Source organism: Superficieibacter sp., from assembly GCF_032071645.1.
Classification (GTDB): domain Bacteria; phylum Pseudomonadota; class Gammaproteobacteria; order Enterobacterales; family Enterobacteriaceae; genus Superficieibacter.
On record NZ_DAMAPU010000004.1, the window covers coordinates 313,010 to 339,394 of the forward strand.

Genomic DNA, 26,385 nt, shown 5'->3' on the forward strand with positions numbered 1-26,385 from the left:
ATGCCCTTACAACACCAGTTGCCGATGACATACCAGACCAGCAATCTAAATTAGCTATACAAAAAAAGGCTGGCAAGTAAGAATTCACCTGCCAGCCCTGTTTTTATTAACGCTCTTTGCGCGAGGTCACTATTTTGCGCTTACAACCTGCATTCCGCTCGGTTCGTTTTGCAGCGCAAGAGTCAGAACTTCCTCAATACGCTTAACCGGGTGGATCTCCAGATCGGCGATGACATTATCCGGGATCTCTTCCAGATCGCGCTTATTTTCATAAGGGATCAGCACGGTTTTAATACCGCCGCGATGCGCCGCCAGCAGTTTTTCTTTCAGACCGCCAATCGGCAGCACCAGACCACGCAGGGTGATTTCACCGGTCATAGCAACGTCGGCACGCACCGGGTTGCCCGTCAGACAGGAAACCAGCGCGGTACACATGGCAATACCGGCACTCGGACCGTCTTTCGGCGTGGCCCCTTCCGGAACGTGAACGTGGATGTCGCGTTTTTCGTAGAAGTCGCCGTTAATGCCGAGCTTCTCTGCACGCGCGCGCACCACGGTCAGCGCTGCCTGGATGGACTCCTGCATCACTTCGCCGAGCGAACCGGTGTAGGTGAGCTTGCCTTTACCCGGCACGCAGGCCGTTTCAATGGTCAGCAGATCGCCGCCCACTTCGGTCCATGCCAGCCCGGTGACCTGACCGACGCGGTTTTCGTTATCCGCGCGGCCGTAGTCAAAGCGCTGTACGCCGAGGAAATCTTTCAGGTTTTCACCATTGATCTCAATGTGCTTCAGCGATTTATCCAGCAGCAACTGCTTAACCGCTTTCCGGCACAGCTTGGAGATTTCACGCTCCAGGCTACGCACGCCCGCTTCACGGGTGTAGTAACGAATGATGCCGACGATAGCGCTGTCATCAACCGTAATTTCGCTGCTTTTCAGGGCGTTGCGCTCGATCTGCTTCGGCAGCAGGTGACGCTTGGCGATGTTCAGCTTTTCGTCTTCGGTATAGCCGGACAGACGGATCACTTCCATACGATCGAGCAGCGGTGCCGGAATGTTCATGGAGTTGGAGGTCGCCACAAACATCACGTCGCTCAGATCGTAGTCCACTTCCAGATAGTGGTCGCTGAACGCCACGTTCTGTTCAGGATCAAGTACTTCCAGCAGCGCAGAAGCCGGATCGCCGCGCATATCCGAGGACATTTTGTCGATCTCATCCAGCAGGAATAGCGGGTTTTTAACGCCCACTTTCGCCATTTTCTGAATCAGTTTGCCCGGCATGGAGCCGATATACGTGCGGCGGTGACCACGGATTTCCGCTTCATCGCGCACGCCACCCAGCGCCATACGGATGTATTTACGTCCGGTGGCTCTGGCGATGGACTGGCCCAGCGAGGTTTTACCCACCCCCGGCGGCCCGACCAGGCACAGAATCGGCCCTTTCAGCTTGTTCATACGGCTTTGTACCGCGAGGTACTCAAGGATGCGGTCTTTGACGCGCTCCAGGCCATAGTGGTCGGTATCGAGGATTTCCTGCGCCTGACGCAGGTCTTTTTTGACCTTGCTACGCGCATTCCACGGAACCTGCACCATCCAGTCGATATAACCGCGCACTACGGTAGCTTCCGCTGACATCGGCGACATCATCTTCAGCTTTTGCAGTTCGGCCTCGGTTTTTTCTTTTGCCTCTTTCGGCATTTTCGCCGCGTCGATTTTGCGTTTCAGCGCTTCGTTTTCGTCTGGCGCGTCATCCATTTCACCGAGTTCTTTCTGAATGGCTTTCATTTGCTCATTCAGATAATACTCACGCTGTGATTTTTCCATCTGCTTTTTGACGCGGTTGCGAATACGTTTCTCAACCTGAAGCAGATCGATTTCCGATTCCATCATCGCCATCAGATATTCCAGACGCTCATTAACGTCGAACATCTCCAGCACGGATTGTTTATCAGCCAGTTTTAACGGCATGTGCGCGGCAATAGTGTCCGCCAGACGTGCCGGGTCGTCAATGCTGTTCAGTGAAGTCAGCACTTCCGGGGGAATTTTTTTGTTCAGCTTGATATAGCCTTCAAACTGCCCAATTGCGGTGCGTACCAGCACTTCCTGCTCGCGCTCGTCCATCGCGGGCGACTCAAGGTATTCGGCCTTCGCGGAGAAGTGCTCACCATCGTCAGATAACGCGGTGATACGCGCACGCTGCAACCCTTCTACCAGCACTTTGACCGTGCCGTCAGGCAGCTTCAGCATTTGCAAAATAGAGGCCACGGTCCCGACGGTGAAAAGATCGTTAACACCCGGCTCATCCGTTGATGCTTCTTTCTGCGCGACCAGCATGATTTTTTTATCATGATCCATGGCGGCTTCGAGGCAACGGATAGACTTCTCCCGCCCTACAAATAAGGGTATGACCATGTGCGGATAAACCACCACATCGCGCAACGGCAATACGGGGATTTCAATGCGTTCAGAACGCTCAGGATTCATAGAGCTCTCTCTTAGTTTAGTGTCCGCCAGGTAATCAGATGGCATGACTTTGCTTCATGCATCTTTAACATGTGATTCAGTATATGGGGATGATTCCCATACATTCAACGCTATGTTTGAAGGAAAAATAAAAGGGGAGATAAAATCCCCCCTTTTTGATTAACTGATTGTATGGATTGGCTAATTATTCGCCAGATGCCTGCTGTGCTTCAGGCGTGCCATAGATAAGCAGCGGTTTGCTTTGACCGTTGATAACCGACTCGTCAATAACCACTTTTTCGACTTCTTCCTGAGAGGGAAGATCGTACATGGTATCAAGCAGCGCCGCTTCAACGATAGAACGCAGACCACGCGCACCGGTTTTACGCGCCATCGCTTTTTTCGCGATAGCATCCAGCGCTTCGTCACGGAACTCCAGCTCAACGCCTTCCAGATTAAACAGCGCCTGATACTGCTTCGTCAGCGCGTTTTTAGGCTCTTTGAGGATCTGGATCAGCGCTTCTTCGCTCAGCTCGCTCAAGGTCGCAACGACCGGCAGACGACCGATGAATTCCGGGATCAGACCAAATTTGATCAAATCTTCCGGCTCTACCTGCGCCAGCAGTTCGCCTTCGCTCGCTTTATCAGACTGCGCTTTCACCGTCGCACCAAAACCAATGCCGGAGCCGGTTTCAACGCGGTGGGAAATGACTTTATCCAGACCGGCAAACGCGCCGCCGCAGATAAACAGGATTTTGGAGGTATCAACCTGCAAGAATTCCTGCTGCGGATGCTTACGACCACCCTGCGGCGGAACGGCAGCAACTGTCCCTTCGATCAGCTTCAGCAGCGCCTGCTGTACGCCTTCACCGGACACGTCACGCGTAATGGACGGGTTGTCTGATTTACGCGAGATTTTGTCGATTTCATCGATGTAAACGATGCCGCGCTGGGCTTTCTGCACGTCGTAGTCGCATTTTTGCAGCAGCTTCTGGATGATGTTTTCAACGTCTTCACCCACATAACCGGCTTCGGTCAGCGTCGTGGCGTCAGCCATGGTGAACGGAACATCCAGCAGGCGCGCGAGCGTTTCTGCCAGCAGAGTTTTACCGGAACCGGTCGGGCCGATGAGCAGGATGTTACTTTTACCCAGCTCTACGCCGTTACTGGTGTCGCCGTTACGCAGACGTTTGTAGTGGTTGTATACCGCAACCGCCAGCACTTTTTTAGCCTGCTCCTGGCCGATAACGTAATCGTCCAGGTGATGGCGAATTTCGTGCGGCGACGGCAATGCGCTACGTTCGCGATGCGGTGCCACCTCTTTGATCTCTTCGCGAATGATATCGTTACACAGGTCGACACATTCGTCGCAGATATACACCGACGGTCCGGCAATCAGTTTACGCACTTCGTGCTGGCTTTTGCCGCAAAAAGAGCAGTACAACAGTTTGCCCGATCCATCTTTGCGTTTATCTGTCATGAGTAAAAACCTCTTTTTAAGTTCTTTGTGCCGCACATCACGACGCAAATGCCATTCTTAAGCGCAAGCCGCTTCGCAAGCGTTGTGCCGCCGTAGCTATAGTATAGCGGCACACTTACTGCCTGGGCATCAATTACGTTGGGTCAAAATAGAGTCTACCAGACCGTATTCAACTGCTTCAGAAGCAGCGAGGAAGCGATCGCGCTCGGTATCACGTTCGATCTGCTCAAGTGATTGACCCGTATGATGTGCCATAAGTTCATTCATGCGCCCTTTCACTTTCAGGATTTCACGCGCATGGATTTCGATATCCGTAGCCTGACCCTGATAACCGCCCAGCGGCTGGTGGATCATCACACGAGAGTTGGGCAGGCAGAAACGCTTGCCTTTTGCGCCTGCGGTCAGCAGGAACGCGCCCATTGACGCAGCCTGGCCCATACAAATGGTGCTAACGTCGGGTTTGATGAACTGCATAGTGTCGTAGATGGACATCCCGGCAGTGATCACCCCACCCGGTGAGTTAATGTACAGGTAAATATCTTTTTCCGGGTTTTCCGCTTCCAGAAACAGCATTTGCGCGACGATCAGGTTTGCCATGTGGTCTTCAACCTGGCCGGTCATAAAAATGACGCGTTCTTTAAGCAGACGGGAGTAGATATCAAAAGAACGTTCGCCGCGTGAGGTCTGCTCAATGACCATTGGCACCAGGGCCATGTGCGGTGCAAAATTATCTCGTTCGCCACTGTATGACATTTCCGTCTCCTGGATATATTTGAAAAAGCTGCCGATTGTTACCTTGTAGACGGATTATACACTTCATCCCTCAGGCTGCCTCACCATTAGAGGCGCTCGATCAGACAGAATTTTAACCGTGTCTCCCCTTTATGGGGTCGACATCCCCCTGGTTCAAGCATAACAATCTTTTGCTGTTACGCTAACACTGAAATACCGTTTTGGCACTCTTTCAGAGCATTAACGCTGGCAAAAAAAACCCGCCACCGGAGGGTGACGGGCTTTTGTACAAACTTCGAACAAAAGGCGGTGAAAATTACGCCTGCTGGTTCATCAGTTCGCTGAAGTTAGTGGCTTTTTCAGTGACTTTAGCTTTCGCCAGAACGGTTTCAACAGCCTGTTCTTCCAGAGCAACATTACGCATGTTGTCCATCAGTTCTTTATTTTTGCTGTAGAACTCGATCACTTCTGACGGATCTTCGTAGGCGGAAGCCATTTCTTCGATCAGACCTTTTACGCGATCTTCGTCAGCTTTCAGCTCGTTGGTACGAATCACTTCGCCCAGCAGCAGACCCACGACAACGCGGCGTTTTGCCTGCTCTTCGAACAGTTCACGCGGCAGTTCCAGAGCCTGTTTCTCGTTGCCACCGAAACGCTGTGCGGCCTGACGGCGCAGCACGTCGATTTCGCTGTCGATCAGGGCAGCAGGAACGTCGATTTCGTTCGCTTTCACCAGGCCTTCGATAGCCTGAGTTTTGATGCGGTTACGGACCGCGCCTTTCAGCTCGCGCTCCATGTTTTTACGCACTTCAGCACGCAGACCTTCGGTAGAACCATCCTCAACGCCGAAACGTTTGATGAATTCTTCGGTCAGTTCCGGCAGCTCGCGCTGTTCAACTTTTTTCAGGTTGATAACGAATTTCGCCGCTTTACCTTTCAGGTTTTCAGCGTGGTATTCTTCCGGGAAGGTCACGTCGATAGTGAATTCTTCGCCCGCTTTGTGGCCTTTGATGCCGTCTTCAAAGCCCGGGATCATGCGGCCCTGGCCCATTGCCAGAACGAAGTCAGAGGCTTTGCCGCCTTCGAATTCTTCACCGTCTACGGAACCGGTAAAGTCAACGGTCACGCGATCTTCTTCTTCTACCGCGCCGTCTTTGTCAGACCAGGTGGCCTGCTGCTTGCGCAGGGTGTCGAGCATAGTGTCAACGTCAGCGTCGGTCACTTCAACAACCGGTTTTTCAACTTCGATGGTTTCCAGACCTTTCAGCTCAACTTCCGGGTAAACTTCGAACTCTACGGAGTAGGTGAAGTCTTCGCCCAGTTTATATTCGCCCGGAATATAGTTCGGCGCACCAGCCGGATTGATTTTTTCCTGGATGATCGCGTCAACAAAGTTACGGCTCATCAGGTCGCCCAGCACGTCCTGGCGAACAGAAGCGCCATAACGCTGAGCCACGACGTTCATCGGTACTTTACCCTTACGGAAGCCGTCAATACGTACTTTCTTCGCAACGTTGACCAGCTCGCTTTTTACAGCGGTCTCGATGCTGTCAGCAGCGATTGTAATAGTCAGGCGGCGGCCAAGGCCCTGAGTGGTTTCAACTGAAACTTGCATCTTGTTACCTCAAAAAATCACAGTGCTCGGTCAACTCTACCTGGAAGCATATTTATGTTTCACAGTACCGGGATGTTCTCTCGAATCAGAAACCCATTCCCTGCGTCAGAATCATCCCGAAGACATTCCGAAAAATTAGACGCCGCATTATAGCGGCATCACTTTTATGAGTCGAGAACGGTTATTGCGCGCACGGCGGCACTTTTCACAATTCACGGCTAATTTTTGTCTGAATACTGGACATCTTGCGCAAAATTCAGGCAAAACAAAACGGCCCGCAGGCCGTTTTCACATATTCAGTAGCAACATACTGGAAAAGTTCCGCCTGTTGCAAATGGGATTTCCTAGGCGATGCTGCCTGCACCACGACACGGAGGGGACGCGAAGAGGGTATCCTGCAACCCTTCCCACTCTTTGTGTGTATAAGTATGCAGCGCCAGCGCGTGTACCGTTGAGGCAAGTTCTGTCTTAAGCGTGCCGTAAATCATGCGATGACGTTGTAAAAACCGCTCACCGGTAAAACAGTCGCTGACCAGAACGACTTTAAAATGACTTTCTGAACCAGCAGGCACATTGTGGCGATAGCTTTCATCCACAACCTCGAGAAAAACGGGATTGAACGCTGCCCTTAATTTGTCTTCTATTTGTTCACGTATCATCATGAATTTACCCCTCCGACAACGTTGAGATGTCGCCCATCCCTTTAAATCGTAGCCGCTTTTACCGCTTTCATTACATTTTGACAACAAAAAATTAGCCTTCGCCCCCTTTCTTGCGCCAAAGGGCTGAAGTTAACGGTCAATGGGCGCTGATTTATCACGGGAATTGTAAGTTAACAGGGGAAGAGGTCAGAAAACGGACAGCGTGGTGAATTTAGCTGCGCTAACTACTTCCCCTAATTGTTAGCAATGTTATGATGGCGACAATTTTTCTCTTAAAAGTAAACCATGCGCTGAGAACTCAAAAATGTTTAAAAAATTACTCTTTCCATTGATGGCTCTCTTTATGCTGGCTGGCTGCGCCACCCCGCCGACCACCATCGACGTTTCCCCGACTATCGCCTTGCCGCAGCAGGATCCCAGCCTGATGGGTGTCACAGTGAGCATCAACGGTGCCGACCAGCGTCCTGACCAGGCACTGGCAAAAGTGACCCGCGATAATCAGCAGGTCACCCTGACCGCTTCCCGCGATCTCCGCTTCCTGCTTCAGGAAGTGCTGGAAAAACAAATGACCGCACGCGGTTATATGATTGGGCCTAACGGTGCGGTCAATCTGCAAATCATCGTCAATCAGCTGTATGCAGACGTTTCCCAGGGTAACGTGCGCTACAACATCTCTACTAAAGCTGATATCGCCATCATTGCTACCGCTGCAAACGGCAACAAGATGACCAAAAACTATCGTGCTAACTATTCCGTTGAAGGCGCATTGCAGGCTTCCAACAAAAATATTGCCGATGCTGTTAACAGCGTAATGACGGATACCATCGCCGATATGGCGCAGGACACCAGCATTCACGACTTCGTTAAACAGAACGCGCATTAATCCTGTTCAGCGACCCGGTATCGTCCGGGTCGCTGCTCATCACTGATGTCCAGCCACTATTTGCACCTCTTTCGGCAGCCTAAATCTGCCATTCTGCTGATCCTGGGTTTTGCCTCAGGCTTACCGCTCGCGCTCACCTCCGGCACGCTTCAGGCGTGGATGACCGTTGAAAATATCGACCTGAAAACCATCGGCATCTTTTCACTGGTCGGTCAGGCGTATGTGTTCAAATTTCTCTGGTCGCCGCTGATGGATCGCTACACGCCGCCGCTTTTTGGTCGCAGGCGCGGCTGGTTGCTGGCCACCCAGGGTTTGTTACTGCTGTCGATTGCCGGGATGGGCTTCCTGGAACCGACCAGTCAGCTACGCTGGATGGCGGCGCTGGCGGTAGTTATCGCGTTTTGCTCCGCTTCGCAGGATATTGTTTTTGATGCCTGGAAGACGGATGTCCTGTCCGCCGAAGAGCGCGGCACCGGCGCGGCAATCAGCGTGCTCGGCTACCGGCTGGGGATGCTGGTTTCCGGTGGGCTGGCGCTGTGGCTGGCCGATCGTCTGCTGGGCTGGCAGGGAATGTACTGGCTGATGGCGGCGCTGTTAATCCCTTGTATCGTCGCCACGCTGCTGGCCCCCGAACCTACCGACGCCATCCCGGTGCCGAAAACGCTGGAACAGGCGGTAGTTGCCCCGCTCCAGGATTTTTTTGGCCGCAATAACGCCTGGCTAATTCTGCTGCTGATCGTGCTTTACAAGCTGGGCGACGCCTTTGCGCTCAGCCTTACTACCCCGTTTTTGATTCGCGGCGTGGGCTTTGATGCCGGACAGGTCGGAATGGTGAATAAAACACTGGGGCTGCTGGCGACGATTATTGGCGCGCTGTACGGCGGCGTTTTGATGCAGCGCCTCTCGCTGTTTCGCGCCCTGCTTATTTTTGGCGCGTTGCAGGGAGTCTCTAACGCTGGCTACTGGCTGCTCTCCGTTACCGATAAAAACATCATCAGCATGGCGTCGGCAGTGTTTTTCGAAAACCTGTGCGGCGGCATGGGCACCTCGGCGTTTGTCGCGCTGCTGATGACCCTGTGCAACCGCTCATTCTCGGCGACCCAGTTCGCCCTGCTCTCTGCGCTTTCGGCGATTGGCCGGGTTTACGTGGGACCGATTGCAGGCTGGTTTGTTGAAACGCACGGCTGGTCAACGTTTTATCTTTTCAGCGTCGTCGCTGCCGTGCCAGGGCTGTTACTGCTGCTGCTGTGCCGACAGACGCTGGAGTATACCCGGCTTCATGCAGACTTCCTGCCGCGCAGACAGTTTACCGGCGCTTATCGATTCGCCCTGTGGCTACTGATGCTGGGCTGCGTGCTGCTGGTGCTGTGGCTGGTCGCACTGGCGATGAGTATTGCGGCGGCTCCTCTGCTGCTGTCGTGCGGCGCAAGTCTGGGGGTGAGCGGCGTACTGCTCGGTGCCACGCTGGATTACCTGGCGCTGCGCAAAATGCCTGCGCTTAAATGATAAGAAAATGTTATTTGCCGTTGTAGTTACCACCAGTAATTATAACGGCGCACGCTTTTTTCTTTTTTGTCAGTATTTGTTGTTTTGTGCGTTATAGATTTCTGGAAATTATTGGTACGTTGCCAGAAATATAATATTTCCTAAACCGATTCAGCCGGACAAAAATTAATTTTTGGTGTGTTAATTGTCTTTTATTTGATATGCATTTGTTAATTATTTGTGTTTTTTAAGCAATGGTTATACCAATTGCCCTCTCCACCCCCGCTTTCCTCCCTGTTTCGTTATAACCCCCGCCATGCGCCCCGCACTGGTTGAAATTTAGACACAATGCGCAACATGTGTGACATGTACGGCAGAAGACGGTAACACTTAGCTGACACTGCTCCATTCATGTTTACAGTAATGTAACCTTCCCTTAAAATGACCATACTCTTTAAACGCCACCAGATCCCGTGGAATTGAGGTCGTTACATGAGACTTTGGAAATACAATAAAAGTTTGGGAGGGTTGTCATTATTTGCAGGCGCTTTTTTACTCAGCGGCTGTGATTCTGCACTCCTTGACCCAAAAGGACAGATCGGACTGGAGCAACGCTCATTGATACTGACGGCTTTTGGCCTGATGTTAATTGTCGTTATTCCCGCCATCTTGATGGCTGTAGGTTTTGCCTGGAAGTACCGTGCGAGCAATAAAGATGCGAAGTATAGCCCTAACTGGTCACACTCCAATAAAGTGGAAGCGGTGGTCTGGACAGTGCCAATTCTGATCATCCTGTTCCTTGCCGTGCTGACATGGAAAACCACGCACGCGCTCGAACCCAGCAAGCCGCTGGCTCACGATGAACAACCTATTACCATCGAAGTTGTTTCAATGGACTGGAAATGGTTCTTCATTTACCCGGAACAGGGCATTGCTACCGTGAATGAAATCGCCTTCCCGGCGAACACTCCGGTCGCGTTCAAAGTGACCTCGAACTCCGTAATGAACTCGTTCTTTATCCCGCGTCTGGGCAGCCAGATCTATGCGATGGCGGGTATGCAGACCAACCTGCACCTTATCGCGAATGAAGCGGGCACGTATGACGGTATTTCCGCCAGCTATAGTGGCCCAGGTTTCTCTGGCATGAAGTTCAAAGCTATCGCTACACCGGACCGTGCAGCATTCGATCAGTGGGTTGCGAAGGCGAAACAGTCTCCGAACGCGATGAGCGATATGGCGACGTTCAACAAGGTTGCAGCGCCCAGCGAATATAACAAAGTGGAGTACTTCTCCAGCGTGAAACCGGATTTGTTTAAAGACGTTATTAACAAATTTATGGACCACGGGAAGAGCATGGACATGACCCAGCCGGAAGGTGAGCACACCTCGCACGACGGCATGGAAGGCATGGACATGAGCCACGCGGAATCCTCTCACTAAGGGGCCGAGGAAGAAAACGATGTTCGGAAAACTTACACTGGATGCAGTGCCGTACCATGAACCCATTATCATGGTTACGATCGCGGCTATTATCGTCGGGGGTCTGGCGCTAGTTGCGGCGATCACTTACTTCGGTAAGTGGTCCTGGTTATGGAAAGAGTGGCTAACTTCGGTTGACCATAAACGACTCGGTATCATGTACGTCATCGTGGCGATTGTCATGCTGCTGCGTGGCTTTGCCGATGCCATCATGATGCGTAGCCAGCAGGCGCTGGCCTCCGCCGGGGAAGCAGGATTCCTGCCGCCTCACCACTACGATCAGGTCTTCACCGCTCACGGCGTGATCATGATCTTCTTCGTAGCGATGCCGTTTGTTATCGGTCTGATGAACCTGGTGGTTCCGCTCCAGATCGGTGCGCGCGACGTGGCGTTCCCGTTCCTGAACAACCTGAGCTTCTGGTTCACGGTAGTTGGGGTGATCCTGGTAAACCTGTCACTGGGCCTGGGCGAATTCGCGCAGACCGGCTGGCTGGCGTATCCGCCGCTTTCGGGAATAGAGTACAGTCCCAGCGTTGGGGTCGATTACTGGATCTGGAGTCTCCAGCTATCCGGTATTGGTACGACGCTGACCGGTATTAACTTCTTCGTCACCATCCTGCGTATGCGTGCGCCGGGCATGACGATGTTCAAAATGCCGGTATTTACCTGGGCGTCGCTGTGCGCCAACATCCTGATTATTGTCTCTTTCCCGATCCTGACCGTCACTGTCGCGTTGCTGACGCTTGACCGCTATATCGGCACCCATTTCTTTACCAACGATATGGGCGGCAACATGATGATGTACATCAACCTGATCTGGGCCTGGGGCCATCCGGAAGTGTACATTCTGGTGCTGCCGGTATTCGGGGTGTTCTCCGAAATCGCCGCAACCTTCTCGCGTAAGCGTCTGTTCGGTTACACCTCGCTGGTGTGGGCAACGGTCTGTATTACCATTCTGTCGTTCATCGTCTGGCTGCACCACTTCTTCACGATGGGTGCGGGCGCGAACGTCAACGCCTTCTTTGGTATTACCACCATGATTATCGCCATCCCGACCGGGGTGAAGATTTTCAACTGGCTGTTCACCATGTATCAGGGGCGTATCCAGTTCAACACTGCCATGATGTGGACTATCGGCTTTATCGTCACCTTCTCGGTGGGCGGTATGACCGGCGTACTGCTGGCGGTGCCGGGCGCAGACTTTGTGCTGCATAACAGCCTGTTCCTGATCGCCCACTTCCATAACGTGATTATCGGTGGTGTGGTGTTCGGCTGCTTCGCGGGCCTGACCTACTGGTGGCCGAAAGCCTTTGGCTTCACCCTGAACGAAACCTGGGGCAAACGCGCCTTCTGGTTCTGGATCATCGGCTTCTTCGTGGCCTTCATGCCGCTGTACGTGCTGGGCTTCATGGGGATGACCCGTCGCTTAAGCCAGCAGATCGATCCGCAGTTCCACTCGATGCTGATGATTGCAGCGGGCGGCGCAGCGCTTATCGCCTGCGGTATTCTCTGCCAGCTGATTCAGTTCTACGTGTCTATTCGCGACCGCGATCAGAACCGTGACCTGACCGGCGATCCGTGGGGTGGTCGTACCCTGGAGTGGGCAACCTCTTCACCGCCGCCGTTCTATAACTTTGCCGTTGTGCCGCACGTTCATGAACGTGATGCCTTCTGGGAAATGAAAGACAAAGGCGACGCGTACAAAAAGCCTGAGCGTTATGAAGAAATTCATATGCCGAAAAACACTGGCGCGGGCATCATCATTGCTGCCTTCACCACGCTGTTTGGTTTCGCCATGATCTGGCATATCTGGTGGCTGGCTATCGCGAGCTTCGCAGGCATGATCATTACGTGGATTGTGAAAAGCTTTGACGAAGACGTGGATTATTACGTGCCGGTAGCGGAAGTCGAAAAACTGGAAAACCAGCATTTCGATGAAATCACTAAGGCAGGGCTGAAATAATGGCAACGAGCACTTTTAACCAAACTACGGCCCATGCGCACGATCATGGGCATCACGATGCAGGATCGAACAAAGTTTTCGGTTTCTGGATCTACCTGATGAGCGACTGCATTCTGTTCTCGTGCCTGTTCGCCACTTACGCAGTGCTGGTCAACGGCACGGCGGGTGGTCCGACCGGCAAGGACATTTTTGAGCTGCCGTTCGTGCTGGTCGAAACGTTCCTGCTGCTGTTTAGCTCCATCACCTACGGCATGGCGGCGATCGCCATGCACAAAAACAACAAAAGCCAGGTCATCACCTGGCTTGCCCTCACCTTCCTGTTTGGTGCCGGGTTCGTGGGAATGGAAATCTATGAATTCCATCACCTGATTGTTGAAGGTTATGGCCCGGATCGCAGCGGCTTCCTGTCGGCGTTCTTTGCGCTGGTCGGCACCCACGGACTGCACGTCACCTCAGGTCTGGTATGGATGGCTGTGCTGATGTTCCAGATCAAGCGTCGCGGTCTGACCAGCACTAACCGTACCCGTATCATGTGCCTGAGCCTGTTCTGGCACTTCCTGGACGTAGTGTGGATCTGCGTGTTCTCTGTAGTTTATCTGATGGGGGCGATGTAATGAGTCATTCAACCGATCACAACGGCGCGTCCCACGGCAGCGTAAAGACCTACATGACAGGATTTATCCTGTCGATCATCCTGACGGTGATCCCGTTCTGGCTGGTAATGAGCGGTGCCGTGTCGCACGGTGCGATCCTCGGAACCATTCTGGTTACTGCGGTGGTACAGATTCTGGTGCATCTGGTCTGCTTCCTGCACATGAACACCTCTTCTGAGGAGCGCTGGAACCTGACGGCCTTTGTCTTTACCGTGATTATCATCGCTATCCTGGTAGTGGGTTCAATCTGGATCATGTGGAACCTCAACTACAACATGATGGTTCACTAAGAGCGGCGTGTATGTTTAAGCAATACCTGCAAGTAACGAAACCAGGCATCATTTTTGGCAACCTGATCTCGGTGATCGGTGGATTCCTGCTGGCGTCAAAAGGCAGCATCGATTATCCGCTGTTCATCTATACGCTGCTTGGCGTATCTCTGGTGGTCGCCTCTGGTTGTGTTTTCAACAACTATATCGACCGTGACATCGATCGTAAGATGGAGCGGACGAAAAACCGGGTGCTGGTCAAGGGGCTGATCTCGCCAAAAGTCTCGCTGGTGTACGCCACCTTGTTGGGTATTGCTGGCTTTATGCTGCTGTGGTTTGGGGCCAATCCGCTGGCCTGCTGGCTGGGGGTCATGGGGTTCGTGGTGTATGTGGGCGTCTACAGCCTGTATATGAAACGTCACTCCGTCTATGGCACCCTGATTGGCTCGCTCTCCGGCGCTGCGCCGCCGGTGATTGGCTACTGCGCGGTGACCAACCAGTTTGACAGCGGCGCGGCGATCCTGCTGGCGATTTTCAGCCTGTGGCAGATGCCTCACTCCTACGCCATCGCGATTTTCCGCTTTAAGGATTATCAGGCGGCGAACATTCCGGTACTGCCGGTGGTGAAAGGCATTTCGGTCGCCAAAAACCATATCACGCTGTACATCATCGCGTTTGCTATCGCCACGCTGATGCTGTCGCTGGGCGGTTACGCCGGGTATAAATACCTGGTGGTCGCAGCGGCGGTGAGCGTGTGGTGGCTGGGCATGGCGCTACGCGGTTATAAAGTGGAAGATGATAAAGTCTGGGCGCGCAAGCTGTTCGGCTTCTCCATCATCGCCATTACCGCGCTTAGCGTAATGATGTCAGTCGATTTTATGGTGCCGGATTCACACAGCCTGCTGACTTACGTCTGGTAACCAGGTAACAAAAAAGTAAGGCACGCCCGTGCCTTACTTTATTCACCCCGTCAATTTCCATACTTCGCAGTTTCTCCCGTCAATGCCGCTGGTTATTTATTACAAAACCACCCGGTTTTATTAACTTCAAACTAATAACATTCCCCTCCCGCCAGAATGAGCAACCTTTATGAAATATGTTTTAAACAATCATCTGTTTACCCTCATTCCTGCCCGCACTACACTATCCCTGGCTTTTACATTGAGGTGGTAATGAACGATTACAAAATGACGCCGGGCGAGCTGCGCGCGACCTGGGGTTTAGGGGCCGTCTTCTCCCTGCGTATGCTCGGCATGTTTATGGTTCTGCCCGTTTTGACCACTTATGGCATGGTGCTTCAGGGGGCAAGCGAAGCCCTGATTGGTCTGGCGATTGGTATTTATGGCCTCGCACAGGCGGTATTTCAAATTCCTTTTGGCCTGCTTTCTGACCGCATCGGGCGCAAGCCGCTGATCGTCGGTGGGCTGGCGATTTTCGTTATCGGCAGCGTGATTGCCGCCCTGTCACATTCCATCTGGGGCATTATTCTCGGGCGCGCCCTGCAAGGCTCCGGGGCGATTGCCGCTGCGGTAATGGCCCTGCTTTCAGATTTAACCCGGGAACAGAACCGCACCAAAGCGATGGCGTTTATCGGCGTCAGCTTTGGCGTGACCTTTGCTATCGCCATGGTGCTGGGGCCGATTATCACCCACAAACTTGGGCTGAATGCGCTGTTCTGGATGATCGCTGCGCTGGCGACGGCAGGCATCGCGCTGACCATCTGGTTTGTGCCGGACAGTAAAAATCACGTTCTCAACCGCGAATCGGGGATGGTCAAAGGCTGCTTCCGTAAAGTGATGGTCGAGCCACGACTGCTGAAGCTTAATTTCGGCATTATGTGCCTGCATATTCTGCTGATGTCGACGTTTGTCGCCCTTCCCGGCCAGCTGGAGTCGGCGGGGCTGGCCTCAAACGAGCACTGGAAAGTCTACCTGGCGACCATGCTGATTTCGTTCGTCTCGGTGGTGCCGTTTATTATTTATGCCGAAGTGAAACGCCGGATGAAACGGGTATTTCTGGTCTGCGTGGCGATCCTGCTGATTGCAGAAATTGTGCTCTGGGGCTCCGGTCCGCACTTCTGGGAACTGGTGGCAGGCGTGCAGCTGTTCTTCCTCGCCTTCAATCTGATGGAAGCGCTGCTGCCTTCGCTTATCAGCAAAGAATCTCCGGCGGGATACAAAGGCACCGCGATGGGCCTCTATTCCACCAGCCAGTTTATTGGCGTGGCGATTGGCGGTTCTTTCGGGGGCTGGATAGACGGATTATTTGACTCGCAGACGGTGTTTCTCGCCGGTGCGCTGCTGGCGACCCTCTGGCTGCTGGTGGCAAGTACCATGAAAGAGCCGCCCTACGTCAGCAGCCTGCGGGTGGAAATCCCCCGGGAAATTCCTGCCGATGACGCGCTGAAGGATCGCCTGTTGGCAACGGCTGGCGTCAGCGAAGTGCTGGTCGTTGCCGAAGAGCATTCGGCCTATGTCAAAATTGACAGCAAAGTCACTAATCGTTTTGAGATTGAGCAGCGCATCAGCGCAAAAGAAGCCGCGTAGCTCTGGCTACGGGTGTGAGAGTGGTACACCGTCCCTGACAATCATCGCACCCCGCAGCAGGTCCACCCGCTCACGCGAGTGGACCTGCAATACGGCTGATTAATCGCGGAAGTTTTTAAACTGGAACGGCTGTCCCAGATCGCCACCGCGTACCAGCGCCATCACGGATTGCAGATCGTCACGGGATTTCCCGGTAATGCGGATCTCTTCCCCCTGAATTTGCGCCTGCACTTTCAGCTTGCTGTCTTTAATCAGCTTGACGATTTTCTTCTGGATCGCGCTTTCAATGCCCTGCTTCAGCTTTGCTTCCACAAACCAGGTTTTACCACTGTGGACGAAGGTTTCCGGCACGTCCAGCGAAGTGCCTTCAATGCCGCGCTTGAGCAGCTTGGCGCGCAGAATATCCAGCAGCTGATTCACCTGAAAATCGGATTCGCTCAGCACCTTAATGGTCTTATTAGCGTCGTTCAGCTCAAAAGTCGCCTCAACGTTGCGAAAATCGAAGCGTGATTCAACTTCACGGCTGGCGTTGTCAACTGCGTTACGGGCTTCCTGAAGATCAACTTCAGAGACAATATCGAAAGATGGCATCTTTTCCTCTCCCTTAGTTTCTTTTGCGATGCATAATACCCGCCACACGGCATAACTCAACTTGTTCTGTCCAGAAGCGTAGTCGAAAGCGCCAGAGTGGATCGGTGACAAGCGAGGAGGATCAATGAAAATTACCGTACTCGGATGCGGTGCAATGGGACAACTCTGGCTGAACGCACTTCATCAGCATGGGCATGACGTTCAGGGCTGGTTACGGGTGCCGCAACCGTATTGCAGCGTCAATCTGGTCGAGCTGGACGGCTCAATCTTTAATGAATCCCTGATAGCCAACGATCCCGACTTTCTGGCCGACAGCGATCTCCTGCTGGTCACACTGAAAGCCTGGCAGGTTTCTGACGCCGTGCGAGCGCTTGCGGCGATTCTCCCTGAAACGACCCCCATTCTGCTGATACATAACGGGATGGGCACCGTGGACGAACTGCGCAGCGTCAGGCAACCGCTGTTGATTGCCGCGACCACCCAGGCCGCACGGCATGATGGTAACGTCATCGTTCATGTGGCGAGCGGAATTACCCACATCGGCCCGGCAAGAAGTTATCCGCAGGATCTTAGCGGGCTGGCCGACGAACTGCAAAAAGTGCTGCCCGACGTTGCCTGGCATAATAATATCCATTCCGCCCTGTGGGGCAAACTGGCCGTCAACTGCGTGATTAACCCGCTGACGGCGCTCTACAACTGCCGCAATGGCGATCTGCGCCAGTACGCGCCGTTAATTGCGTCTTTGTGCCAGGAGATTGCGGCTGTGATGGAGCGGGAGGGGTTTCATACCTCGCAGGAAAATCTGCTCTATTATGTCTATCAGATCATCGACAGCACGGCGGAGAATATTTCCTCCATGTTGCAGGATATTCGCAGCCAGCGTCACACAGAAATTGATTACATCAATGGTTATCTGCTCCGGCGCGCCCGCGCGCACGGGATTGCCGTTCCCGAAAATACCCGCCTGTTTGAACAGGTAAAACGAAAGGAGAGTGAATATGAGCGCATCAGCACTGATATGCCTCGCCCCTGGTAGTGAAGAAACTGAAGCCGTCACCACCATTGATTTACTGGTGCGCGGCGGCATTGACGTCACGGTTGCCAGCGTCGCCAGCGATGGCAATCTCACCATCACCTGCTCACGCGGCGTGAAGATCCAGGCAGACGCGCCGCTGGTGGAAGTCGCCGACGGTGAATATGACGTGATTGTCCTGCCCGGCGGCATTAAGGGCGCGGAGTGCTTTCGCGACAGCCCCTTGCTGGTCGAAACGGTAAAACAGTTTCACCGCTCCGGGCGTATCGTTGCCGCCATTTGCGCCGCTGCGGCAACGGTGCTGGTTCCACATGACATTTTCCCGATTGGCAATATGACCGGCTTCCCGGCGCTGAAGGATAAAATCCCGGAAGAACAGTGGCAGGATAAACGCGTGGTGTGGGATGCGCGGGTAAAACTGCTGACCAGCCAGGGGCCGGGCACATCAATTGATTTTGGTCTGAAGATTATTGACCTGCTGGTCGGACGCGAGAAAGCGCATGAGGTGGCTTCGCAACTGGTGATGGCGGCAGGAATATATAATTACTATGAATAATCAATGATTTCAGGGTGGTGACGACACAACCCTGAAATCATTATCACTTGTGCCCTTCACCACAAACGGCATCATCTCTTCCACGCTTCCCTTTCTCAGTATCTGCATTTAAAAATAGCGCTATGCAAATGCCAGACCCGGTATCGCGATACGATACCGGCTTTGCTGCGGTGAATAACGCACGCTGCGTAAACCTCCCTGTTTACATAGTTAAGGCCGGTACACCTTCACGTTGTTAAAGCCCTGCTCGCGCAGATACAGCGCCTGCAAACGGCTCATCACGCCGCGCTCGCACCACAGCAGGTAATTTTTGCTCTGGTCGAGATCGCCGAATTTAGTGCTGAGTTTATAGAACGGCAGCGAGGCAATTTCCACGCCTTCCAGCTTAAGCGGCTTGTCGTCCTGCTCGTCGATGGCGCGGATGTCGAGGATCACGTCGCTGGCGCTGAATCCGCTGACGGTTTCAACTTCCACCACCGCCTGCTGCGTCTGCTGGGCAATTTCGCGAATGTCGATATTGGTGGCTTCCTGCACCACTTTATCGAGGATTGCAAAATCGAAATGCGTTTCTTCCGCTTCGATTTTTGCCTTCACCGCTTTCACCGTCGGGCTTTTGGAGATCACGCCGCAGTATTCCGGCATGGTACGGGCGAAATCTTCGGTGCCAATTTCGCGCGCCAGATCGATGATGTGCTCTTTATCGTGCGAAATCAGCGGACGCAGGATCAGCGTATCGGAGACGTTATCGATCAGGCGCAGGTTCGTCAGCGTCTGGCTGGACACCTGCCCCAGCGCTTCGCCCGTCACCAGCGCCTGCACGCCGTAGCGTTCGGCAATCTGTGAAGCGGCACGCACCATCATGCGCTTAAGCACTACGCCCATCTGCCCGTCGTCCACTTTCTCAAGGATTTCGCCGACAACCGGTTCAAAGTTAATCGCCACAAAGCGCACGCGGTGCGAGCTGCCGAAGCGGTTCCACAAATAGTGGGCGACCTGACGCACGCCGATTTCATGCGCCGCGCCGCCGAGATTGAAGAAGCAGTAATGCACGCGGCAGCCGCGACGCATCAGCATGTAGCTGGAAACGCCGGAGTCGAAACCGCCGGAAATCAGCGACAGCACGTCTTCCTGCGTACCAATCGGGAAACCGCCCAGCCCTTCCACGCGCTTGTTCACCAGCAGCAGACGGTCGTTTTCAATTTCGAGATTCACGGTGACGTCCGGGTGCGTCAGCTTCACGCGCGCGGATTCAATATGCTGATTCAGGCCGCCGCCAACATAGCGTTCGACTTCAATCGAGCTAAACTCGTGAGTGCCGCGACGTTTTACGCGCACGCAGAAGGTTTTGCCTTCCAGCCGTTCACGGTACAGGGCCAGCGCTTTTTCGAAAATATCGTGCAGAGACGTATACGGAACGTCCTCCACTTCCAGCACGTGGTGGATCCCCGGAATGCGGGTCAACGCTTCCCGGATAACCGGGCGCTGGTTTTCGTCTTTCGCGCGGACTTCGATGTGATCCCAGTGACGAACGACGGCAAGATCTTCGTCGTAGTGTTTCAGAACGTTACGAATGTTACCGGTTAAAATTTTAATAAAGCGCAAACGTACAGATTGGCTTTTGATAGTGATTTCCGGGAACAATTTAATGATAAACTTCATGGCGGCAATGATTCTTCAGCAAGTCATTACGACTTGTACAGGAAAAGAGTACAGCAACCGCAGTTGCGGCTGCATCCAGGCGCGCAAGTATACCACCATCGCGGTCATTCTGTGCATCTGCCCTCACCATTGCGCGTTATTTGCTTATCCGTTCGAGTCCGTTACCATAAACCTCGTGCTGAAATAACTAAGAGTCAGACCTTACTATGCCAAAGAAAAACGATGCGCCTGCCAGTTTTGAAACTGCATTAAGCGAGCTGGAACAGATTGTTACCCGTCTGGAAAGTGGCGACCTGCCGCTGGAGCAGGCGCTGAATGAATTTGAGCACGGCGTGCAGCTTGCCCGTCAGGGGCAGAAAAAGCTGCAGCAGGCCGAGCAGCGGGTGCAGATCCTGCTGGCGGACAGCGAAGATGCCCCTCTTACCCCTTTTGCACCGGACGCTGAGTAAATGGATTTCAGCCAACAACTGCACGTTTGCGTGGAGCGAGCCAACGACGCGCTGCGCCGGTTTATCGAACCGCAGCCGTTTCAGAACACTCCGCTGGTCGAGGCCATGCACTATGGTGCATTGTTAGGCGGTAAACGGCTGCGGCCTTTCCTGGTGTATGCCACCGGCAAGATGTTCGGCGTTAGCCAGCAGGCGCTGGACGCGCCAGCGGCGGCCATTGAGTGCATTCATGCCTATTCGCTTATTCATGACGATCTCCCGGCAATGGACGATGACGATCTGCGCCGGGGCCAGCCGACCTGCCATATCAAATTTGGCGAGGCAAGCGCGATCCTCGCGGGCGATGCGTTACAGACGCTGGCGTTTTCTATTTTAAGCAGCGCGCCGATGCCCGATGTCAGCGATCGCGACCGTCTGGCGATGGTGGCTGAGCTGGCGCAGGCCAGCGGCGTGGCGGGAATGTGCGGTGGACAAGCGCTTGATCTGGCGGCGGAAGGTCAGCATGTGGACCTGGCGGCGCTGGAAAAAATTCATCGTCACAAAACCGGTGCGCTGATCCGCGCGGCGGTTCGCCTTGGCGCACTTAGCGCTGGTGACAAAGGACGTGACGCACTGCCCATTCTTGATACATATGCAGAATCTATCGGTTTGGCGTTCCAGGTACAGGATGACATTCTGGATGTGGTAGGCGATACTGCCACCTTAGGGAAGCGTCAGGGTGCCGATCAGCAGCTTGGCAAAAGTACCTACCCCGCACTTTTAGGCCTTGAGCAAGCCCGCCATAAAGCGCGGGATCTGATTGATGATGCCCGCCAGTCTCTCAGCCAACTGGCCGCGCAGTCTCTCGACATCTCTGCACTGGAAGCACTGGCGAATTATATAATCCAGCGTGATAAATAAACAAAACACCGCGATGAGTCTCTATGAGTTTTGATATAGCCAAATACCCGACCCTGGCGCTGGTCGACTCCACCCAGGAGTTACGCCTTTTGCCAAAAGAGAGCCTGCCGAAGCTGTGCGACGAGCTGCGTCGTTACCTGCTCGACAGCGTGAGCCGTTCCAGCGGACACTTTGCCTCCGGGCTTGGCACGGTTGAGCTTACCGTCGCGCTGCACTATGTCTATAACACGCCTTTTGATCGCCTGATTTGGGATGTGGGTCACCAGGCCTATCCGCATAAAATCCTGACCGGTCGCCGGGACAAAATTGACACCATCCGCCAGAAAAACGGGCTGCACCCGTTCCCGTGGCGCGGTGAAAGCGAGTATGACGTGCTTAGCGTCGGTCACTCCTCCACGTCTATCAGCGCGGGGATTGGCGTCGCCATTGCCGCTGAAAAAGAGGATAAACAGCGCCGCACGGTGTGCGTCATTGGCGACGGCGCGATCACCGCAGGTATGGCGTTTGAGGCGATGAACCACGCGGGAGATATTCGCCCGGACATGCTGGTGATCCTCAACGACAACGAAATGTCGATTTCCGAGAACGTCGGCGCGCTGAATAACCACCTGGCCAAAATTCTCTCCGGCAAGCTCTATTCCAGCCTGCGCGAAGGCGGCAAAAAAGTGTTTTCCGGCGTGCCGCCGATTAAAGAGCTGCTTAAGCGTACCGAAGAGCACATTAAAGGGATGGTGGTGCCGGGAACGCTGTTTGAAGAGCTGGGCTTTAACTATATCGGCCCGGTAGACGGTCACGACGTGCTCAGTCTGGTCAGCACCCTGAAAAATATGCGCGATCTGAAAGGCCCGCAGTTCCTGCATATTATGACCAAAAAAGGGCGCGGCTATGAGCCTGCTGAAAAAGATCCCATCACCTTTCACGCGGTGCCGAAATTCGATCACACCAGCGGCGTGCTGCCCAAAAGCAGCGGCGGCTTGCCGTCCTATTCGAAAGTCTTTGGCGACTGGCTGTGTGAAACGGCGGCCAGCGATGACAAACTGATGGCGGTGACGCCCGCCATGCGTGAAGGCTCCGGCATGGTCGAGTTTTCCCGCAAGTTCCCCGACCGCTATTTTGATGTCGCTATTGCCGAGCAGCACGCGGTGACGTTTGCGGCAGGACTGGCCATCGGCGGCTATAAACCGATCGTGGCGATCTACTCCACCTTCCTGCAACGCGCTTACGATCAGCTTATTCACGATGTCGCGATCCAGAAATTACCGGTGCTGTTTGCTATCGATCGCGCAGGGATCGTCGGCGCGGACGGTCAGACGCATCAGGGCGCGTTCGATCTCTCTTTCCTGCGCTGCATCCCGGATATGCTGATCATGACGCCGAGCGACGAAAACGAATGTCGGCAGATGCTGTACACCGGCTACCATTATGCCGACGGCCCGAGCGCGGTGCGCTACCCGCGCGGCACGGGAACCGGCGCGACGCTTGCGCCGCTGGCGGCGCTGCCCATCGGTAAAGGCGTGGTGAAACGTCAGGGTGAAAAAGTCGCGATCCTCAACTTCGGCACCCTGCTGCCCGATGCGCTGGTGGCCGCAGAATCGCTGAATGCCACGCTGGTGGACATGCGTTTCGTCAAGCCGCTGGATGAAACCCTGATCCTGCAACTGGCGCAACAGCATGAAGCGCTGGTGACGCTGGAAGAAAACGCCATTATGGGCGGTGCGGGCAGCGGCGTGAATGAGGTGCTGATGGCCCGTCGCAAAGCGGTGCCGGTGCTGAATCTTGGCCTGCCGGATTATTTCATCCCGCAGGGAACCCAGGAAGAAGCACGCGCCGATGTGGGCCTGGATGCGCCAGGCATTGAAGCCAAAATCCGCCGCTGGCTACAATAACTCCCCTCCCCACTCCTGCTATGCTTACAACTACCCTTATAGCAGGAGTGGAACCATGCAATACAACATGTTAGGAAAAACAGACCTCAGGGTTTCCCGCCTTTGTCTCGGCTGTATGACCTTCGGCGAACCGGATCGCGGTAAGCACGCCTGGACCCTACCGGAAGAGAGCAGCCGCCCGATTATTCAACGCGCGCTGGAAGGCGGCATTAACTTCTTTGATACCGCCAACAGCTATTCTGACGGTAGCAGCGAAGAGATTGTCGGCCGCGCGCTGCGCGATTTTGCCCGTCGGGAAGAGATTGTGGTGGCGACGAAGGTCTATCATCAGGTAGGCGATCTGGCGGAAGGTCTTTCGCGTGCGCAGATCCTGCGCTCGATTGATGACAGCCTGCGCCGTCTGAATATGGATTATGTCGATCTGCTGCAAATCCACCGCTGGGATTACAACACTCCGATTGAAGAAACCCTCGAAGCGCTCAACGACGTGGTGAAAGCCGGTAAGGCGCGCTACATCGGCGCGTCTTCGATGCACGCCGCCCAGTTTGCCGACGCGCTGGCGCGACAGAAACAGCACGGCTGGGCACCGTTTGTGACCATGCAGGATCACTACAATCTGATTTACCGCGAAGAAGAACGGGAAATGCTGCCGCTGTGCTATCAGGAAGGCGTGGCGGTGATCCCGTGGAGCCCGCTGGCGCGCGGTCGGCTGACGCGTCCGTGGGGCGAAACCACCGCCCGTTCGGTTTCTGACGAATTCGGCAGCACGCTATATAACACCACGGAAGATAACGACGCGCAGATCGCTGAACGGCTAACCGGAGTAAGTGAAGAAACCGGGGCGACGCGCGCACAGGTGGCGCTGGCCTGGCTGCTCAGCAAGCCGGGCGTGGCCGCGCCGATTATCGGCACGTCCCGCGAAGAACAGCTGGCAGAGCTGTTACAGGCAGTGGATCTGAACCTGACCCCGGAACAGATCGCCGAGCTGGAAACGCCGTATCAGCCGCATCCGGTGGTGGGATTTAAATAATCGTCGCTAAGACCTGCCGGACGTACAGTCCGGCAGGTATTCAGGCAAAGTGATCGTAACCTTTCCAGTCAAAAGTCACCGGCGCACCGTTGCGGACAAACTCCAGCCCTTCACTTTCCGGCACAATCTGGCCGATGCAGGTAAACGCCGCGCCGAGATGCCCCAGCGCCACATCCAGCGCACCGCGATTCAGTTCCGGGACGGTAAAGCACAGTTCGTAATCTTCGCCGCCCGCCAGCGCCCAGCGCAGCGCCTGGTCAGGCTCAACATGGCGCTGCATCTGCGCAGACAACGGAAAAGCGTCGAGATCGAGACGTGCCCCGCAGCCGCTGGCTTTGAGGATATGACCAAGATCGGAAATCAGACCGTCGGAGAGATCGATAGCTGAACTGGCGCGATCGCGCAGCGCCTGACCGTGCAGAATGCGCGGCGTCGGCCGGATATGCCGTTTCACCAGATAAGCCGCATCCGCCGGGTCATTCACCTGAAGCCGATCCTGCAAAATCGCCAGACCTGCCGCACTGTCACCCGGCGTGCCGGTCACGTAAATCCAGTCGCCAGGCTTCGCGCCGGAGCGTTTCAGGGCGCGGCCCACCGGCACGTAGCCGTGAATACCCAGGGTCATGGAAAGCGGACCGCGAGTGGTATCGCCGCCAATCAGCTGCATATCGTAGTAATTAAGCTGTTCAAACAGGCTGTCGCTAAAGGCGGCAAGCCAGGATTCATCGACTTCCGGCAGGGTCAGCGCCAGCGTTAACCACGCCGGATCGGCACCCATTGCCGCCAGATCGCTGACGTTCACCGCCAGCGCTTTATACGCCAGATCGGCAGGATCGATATCCGGCAGGAAATGCGTCCCGCATACCAGCGTGTCGGTGCTGATTGCCAGCGTCTGTCTTTCAGGAATATTGAGTAGCGCACAGTCGTCGCCGATGCCGGTTTCAACATCACGGCGGGAGCTTCTTACGCGGTCAAAATAACGGGCAATCAGGGAAAATTCGCCGCATGCCATACGTTAAGCCTCAGCAGTAAAAAGAAAAGGCCGGGAGCAGAGCGAAGACCGCCCTGCTGTTCCGGCCTGGAGATTACTTTTTGCGGGGACGGATCGCCGGGGCTGCTTTATCCAGCACGCCGTTTACGAATTTGTGGCTGTCTTCTGCACCAAACGTTTTGGCCAGTTCAATGGCTTCGTTGATGGCGACTTTGTACGGTACATCATCACGTTTGGACAGTTCGAACAGCGCGATACGCAGTACGGCTTTCTCAACCTGACCCAGCTCTTCAAGCAGGCGGGACAGGTACGGCTTCATCAGGCCGTCGAGATATGCGCTGTTAGTCGCCACCCCGGAGAGCAGTTCACGGAAATACACTACGTCAACATCTTTGACGTCCTGTTCCGCCAGGAACTGGTATTCGACATCAGCGATGTCGTTCTGGGACAACTGCCAGGAGTAAAGCGCCTGGACGGCACATTCACGGGCGCGGCGACGAGCAGCAGGTTTCACGGAATTCCCCTTACAAAATTCAGGCCTTGATGGCTTTCAATACATTAATCATTTCAAGCGCGGTCAGTGCAGCTTCTGCACCTTTGTTACCGGCTTTTGTGCCAGCGCGTTCGATGGCTTGTTCAATACTTTCAGTAGTGAGTACGCCGAAAGCGACAGGAATTTCTGTTTCCTGTGCGACGTGCGCCAGACCGTTGCTTGCGCCGCCCGCGACATATTCAAAGTGGGCAGTACCGCCACGGATCACGGTGCCGAGTGCCACTATCGCATCGTACTTACCGGTTTTCGCCAGCGCACCGGTCGCCAGAGGCAGCTCGTAAGCGCCGGGCACCCAGACAACGGTGATGTTTTCATCTTTCACCTGACCAATACGCTTGAGAGCGTCAATCGCGCCTTCTAACAGGCTGTCATTGATGAAATTGTTAAAACGCGCAATGGTGATGGCGACGCGAGCGTCCGGGGCAGCAACGTTAGCTTCAATAATGTTCATACTCTTCCTTTGGGTTCATTTGGCCCCGCAGGGGGGCGGATTTTATCATAATAATT

24 protein-coding genes are annotated in these 26,385 nt (G+C 54.3%); 14 read left to right on the forward strand and 10 right to left on the reverse strand.

Annotation, left to right across the window (positions count from 1 at the left end):
- Positions 1–129: 129 nt before the first annotated feature.
- From lon to bolA, 5 genes are all read right to left on the reverse strand, one after another.
- Complete coding sequence (gene lon, locus RT197_RS10575) at positions 130–2,484, reverse strand: endopeptidase La (protein ID WP_312950130.1); 2,355 nt, start codon at positions 2,482–2,484, stop codon at positions 130–132.
- Positions 2,485–2,668: 184 nt separating this feature from the next.
- On the reverse strand, positions 2,669–3,943 hold the full coding sequence (clpX, locus tag RT197_RS10580) for an ATP-dependent protease ATP-binding subunit ClpX (RefSeq protein ID WP_312950133.1): 1,275 nt from the start codon (positions 3,941–3,943) through the stop codon (positions 2,669–2,671).
- Between the two features lie 129 nt (positions 3,944–4,072).
- The gene (gene clpP / locus RT197_RS10585) at positions 4,073–4,696 is read right to left on the reverse strand and encodes an ATP-dependent Clp endopeptidase proteolytic subunit ClpP (protein WP_312950136.1); all 624 of its coding nucleotides are present in this window, start codon (positions 4,694–4,696) and stop codon (positions 4,073–4,075) included.
- Between the two features lie 295 nt (positions 4,697–4,991).
- Positions 4,992–6,290 carry a trigger factor gene (gene tig, locus RT197_RS10590; protein WP_312950138.1) on the reverse strand — a complete coding sequence of 433 codons (1,299 nt, stop codon included), beginning with the start codon at positions 6,288–6,290 and terminating at the stop codon, positions 4,992–4,994.
- A 344-nt stretch (positions 6,291–6,634) separates the two neighbouring features.
- Positions 6,635–6,952 carry a transcriptional regulator BolA gene (gene bolA / locus RT197_RS10595; RefSeq protein ID WP_312950141.1) on the reverse strand — a complete coding sequence of 106 codons (318 nt, stop codon included), beginning with the start codon at positions 6,950–6,952 and terminating at the stop codon, positions 6,635–6,637.
- Between the two features lie 304 nt (positions 6,953–7,256).
- On the opposite strand from bolA, the gene RT197_RS10600 reads away from it, so the two are divergent.
- The 8 genes from RT197_RS10600 to RT197_RS10635 all read left to right on the forward strand — a co-directional run bounded on the left by RT197_RS10600 (position 7,257) and on the right by RT197_RS10635 (position 16,230).
- Positions 7,257–7,835, forward strand: coding sequence for a lipoprotein (locus RT197_RS10600; protein WP_312950143.1), 579 nt, complete (start codon positions 7,257–7,259; stop codon positions 7,833–7,835).
- A 45-nt stretch (positions 7,836–7,880) separates the two neighbouring features.
- A complete protein-coding gene (gene ampG / locus RT197_RS10605; RefSeq protein ID WP_312950144.1) occupies positions 7,881–9,341 on the forward strand; it encodes a muropeptide MFS transporter AmpG in 1,461 nt (486 codons plus the stop codon).
- A 471-nt stretch (positions 9,342–9,812) separates the two neighbouring features.
- Complete coding sequence (cyoA, locus tag RT197_RS10610) at positions 9,813–10,760, forward strand: cytochrome o ubiquinol oxidase subunit II (protein ID WP_312950146.1); 948 nt, start codon at positions 9,813–9,815, stop codon at positions 10,758–10,760.
- Positions 10,761–10,779: 19 nt separating this feature from the next.
- Positions 10,780–12,762, forward strand: coding sequence for a cytochrome o ubiquinol oxidase subunit I (cyoB, locus tag RT197_RS10615; protein WP_312950149.1), 1,983 nt, complete (start codon positions 10,780–10,782; stop codon positions 12,760–12,762).
- Positions 12,762–13,376, forward strand: a complete 615-nt coding sequence (locus tag RT197_RS10620) for a cytochrome o ubiquinol oxidase subunit III (RefSeq protein WP_312950152.1) — start codon at positions 12,762–12,764, stop codon at positions 13,374–13,376. The genes cyoB and RT197_RS10620 overlap by 1 nt, the downstream gene beginning before the upstream one ends.
- Positions 13,376–13,705, forward strand: coding sequence for a cytochrome o ubiquinol oxidase subunit IV (locus RT197_RS10625; protein WP_312950155.1), 330 nt, complete (start codon positions 13,376–13,378; stop codon positions 13,703–13,705). Before RT197_RS10620 ends, RT197_RS10625 begins: the two co-directional genes overlap by 1 nt.
- 11 nt (positions 13,706–13,716) lie before the next feature.
- Positions 13,717–14,604 (forward strand): heme o synthase, encoded by an 888-nt coding sequence (gene cyoE, locus RT197_RS10630; protein WP_312950158.1) that lies wholly within the window; start codon positions 13,717–13,719, stop codon positions 14,602–14,604.
- Positions 14,605–14,856: 252 nt separating this feature from the next.
- Positions 14,857–16,230, forward strand: a complete 1,374-nt coding sequence (locus RT197_RS10635) for an MFS transporter (protein WP_312950160.1) — start codon at positions 14,857–14,859, stop codon at positions 16,228–16,230.
- Between the two features lie 99 nt (positions 16,231–16,329).
- Here the strand turns inward: RT197_RS10635 and RT197_RS10640 are convergent, their stop codons facing one another.
- Positions 16,330–16,821: a YajQ family cyclic di-GMP-binding protein gene (locus RT197_RS10640; protein ID WP_103674902.1), complete on the reverse strand. Its 492-nt coding sequence runs from the start codon at positions 16,819–16,821 to the stop codon at positions 16,330–16,332.
- Positions 16,822–16,945: 124 nt separating this feature from the next.
- Between RT197_RS10640 and panE the strand changes: the two genes are divergently transcribed.
- Both panE and yajL read left to right on the forward strand, forming a co-directional pair.
- Positions 16,946–17,857 (forward strand): 2-dehydropantoate 2-reductase, encoded by a 912-nt coding sequence (gene panE, locus RT197_RS10645; RefSeq protein ID WP_312950164.1) that lies wholly within the window; start codon positions 16,946–16,948, stop codon positions 17,855–17,857.
- Positions 17,820–18,410: a protein deglycase YajL gene (gene yajL / locus RT197_RS10650; protein ID WP_312950166.1), complete on the forward strand. Its 591-nt coding sequence runs from the start codon at positions 17,820–17,822 to the stop codon at positions 18,408–18,410. Before panE ends, yajL begins: the two co-directional genes overlap by 38 nt.
- A 210-nt stretch (positions 18,411–18,620) precedes the next feature.
- Here the strand turns inward: yajL and thiI are convergent, their stop codons facing one another.
- Entirely contained in the window at positions 18,621–20,069 is a 1,449-nt protein-coding gene (thiI, locus tag RT197_RS10655) for a tRNA uracil 4-sulfurtransferase ThiI (RefSeq protein WP_312950167.1), read from the reverse strand.
- A 206-nt stretch (positions 20,070–20,275) separates the two neighbouring features.
- Between thiI and xseB the strand changes: the two genes are divergently transcribed.
- The 4 genes from xseB to RT197_RS10675 are packed head-to-tail and all read left to right on the forward strand — an operon-like array spanning position 20,276 to position 24,334.
- Positions 20,276–20,518 (forward strand): exodeoxyribonuclease VII small subunit, encoded by a 243-nt coding sequence (xseB, locus tag RT197_RS10660; RefSeq protein WP_312950169.1) that lies wholly within the window; start codon positions 20,276–20,278, stop codon positions 20,516–20,518.
- The gene (gene ispA / locus RT197_RS10665; protein ID WP_312950172.1) at positions 20,519–21,418 is read left to right on the forward strand and encodes a (2E,6E)-farnesyl diphosphate synthase; all 900 of its coding nucleotides are present in this window, start codon (positions 20,519–20,521) and stop codon (positions 21,416–21,418) included.
- Between the two features lie 23 nt (positions 21,419–21,441).
- Positions 21,442–23,304, forward strand: a complete 1,863-nt coding sequence (dxs, locus tag RT197_RS10670; RefSeq protein ID WP_312950174.1) for a 1-deoxy-D-xylulose-5-phosphate synthase — start codon at positions 21,442–21,444, stop codon at positions 23,302–23,304.
- Positions 23,305–23,359: 55 nt separating this feature from the next.
- Positions 23,360–24,334, forward strand: a complete 975-nt coding sequence (locus RT197_RS10675) for an aldo/keto reductase (protein ID WP_312950176.1) — start codon at positions 23,360–23,362, stop codon at positions 24,332–24,334.
- 40 nt (positions 24,335–24,374) lie between these two features.
- On the opposite strand, the gene thiL is transcribed toward RT197_RS10675, so the two are convergent.
- From thiL to ribE, 3 genes are all read right to left on the reverse strand, one after another.
- Positions 24,375–25,346, reverse strand: a complete 972-nt coding sequence (gene thiL, locus RT197_RS10680) for a thiamine-phosphate kinase (protein WP_312950179.1) — start codon at positions 25,344–25,346, stop codon at positions 24,375–24,377.
- 73 nt (positions 25,347–25,419) lie between these two features.
- The gene (gene nusB, locus RT197_RS10685) at positions 25,420–25,839 is read right to left on the reverse strand and encodes a transcription antitermination factor NusB (RefSeq protein WP_032616814.1); all 420 of its coding nucleotides are present in this window, start codon (positions 25,837–25,839) and stop codon (positions 25,420–25,422) included.
- Positions 25,840–25,858: 19 nt separating this feature from the next.
- A complete protein-coding gene (gene ribE, locus RT197_RS10690; RefSeq protein ID WP_312950182.1) occupies positions 25,859–26,329 on the reverse strand; it encodes a 6,7-dimethyl-8-ribityllumazine synthase in 471 nt (156 codons plus the stop codon).
- Positions 26,330–26,385 lie beyond the last annotated feature (56 nt).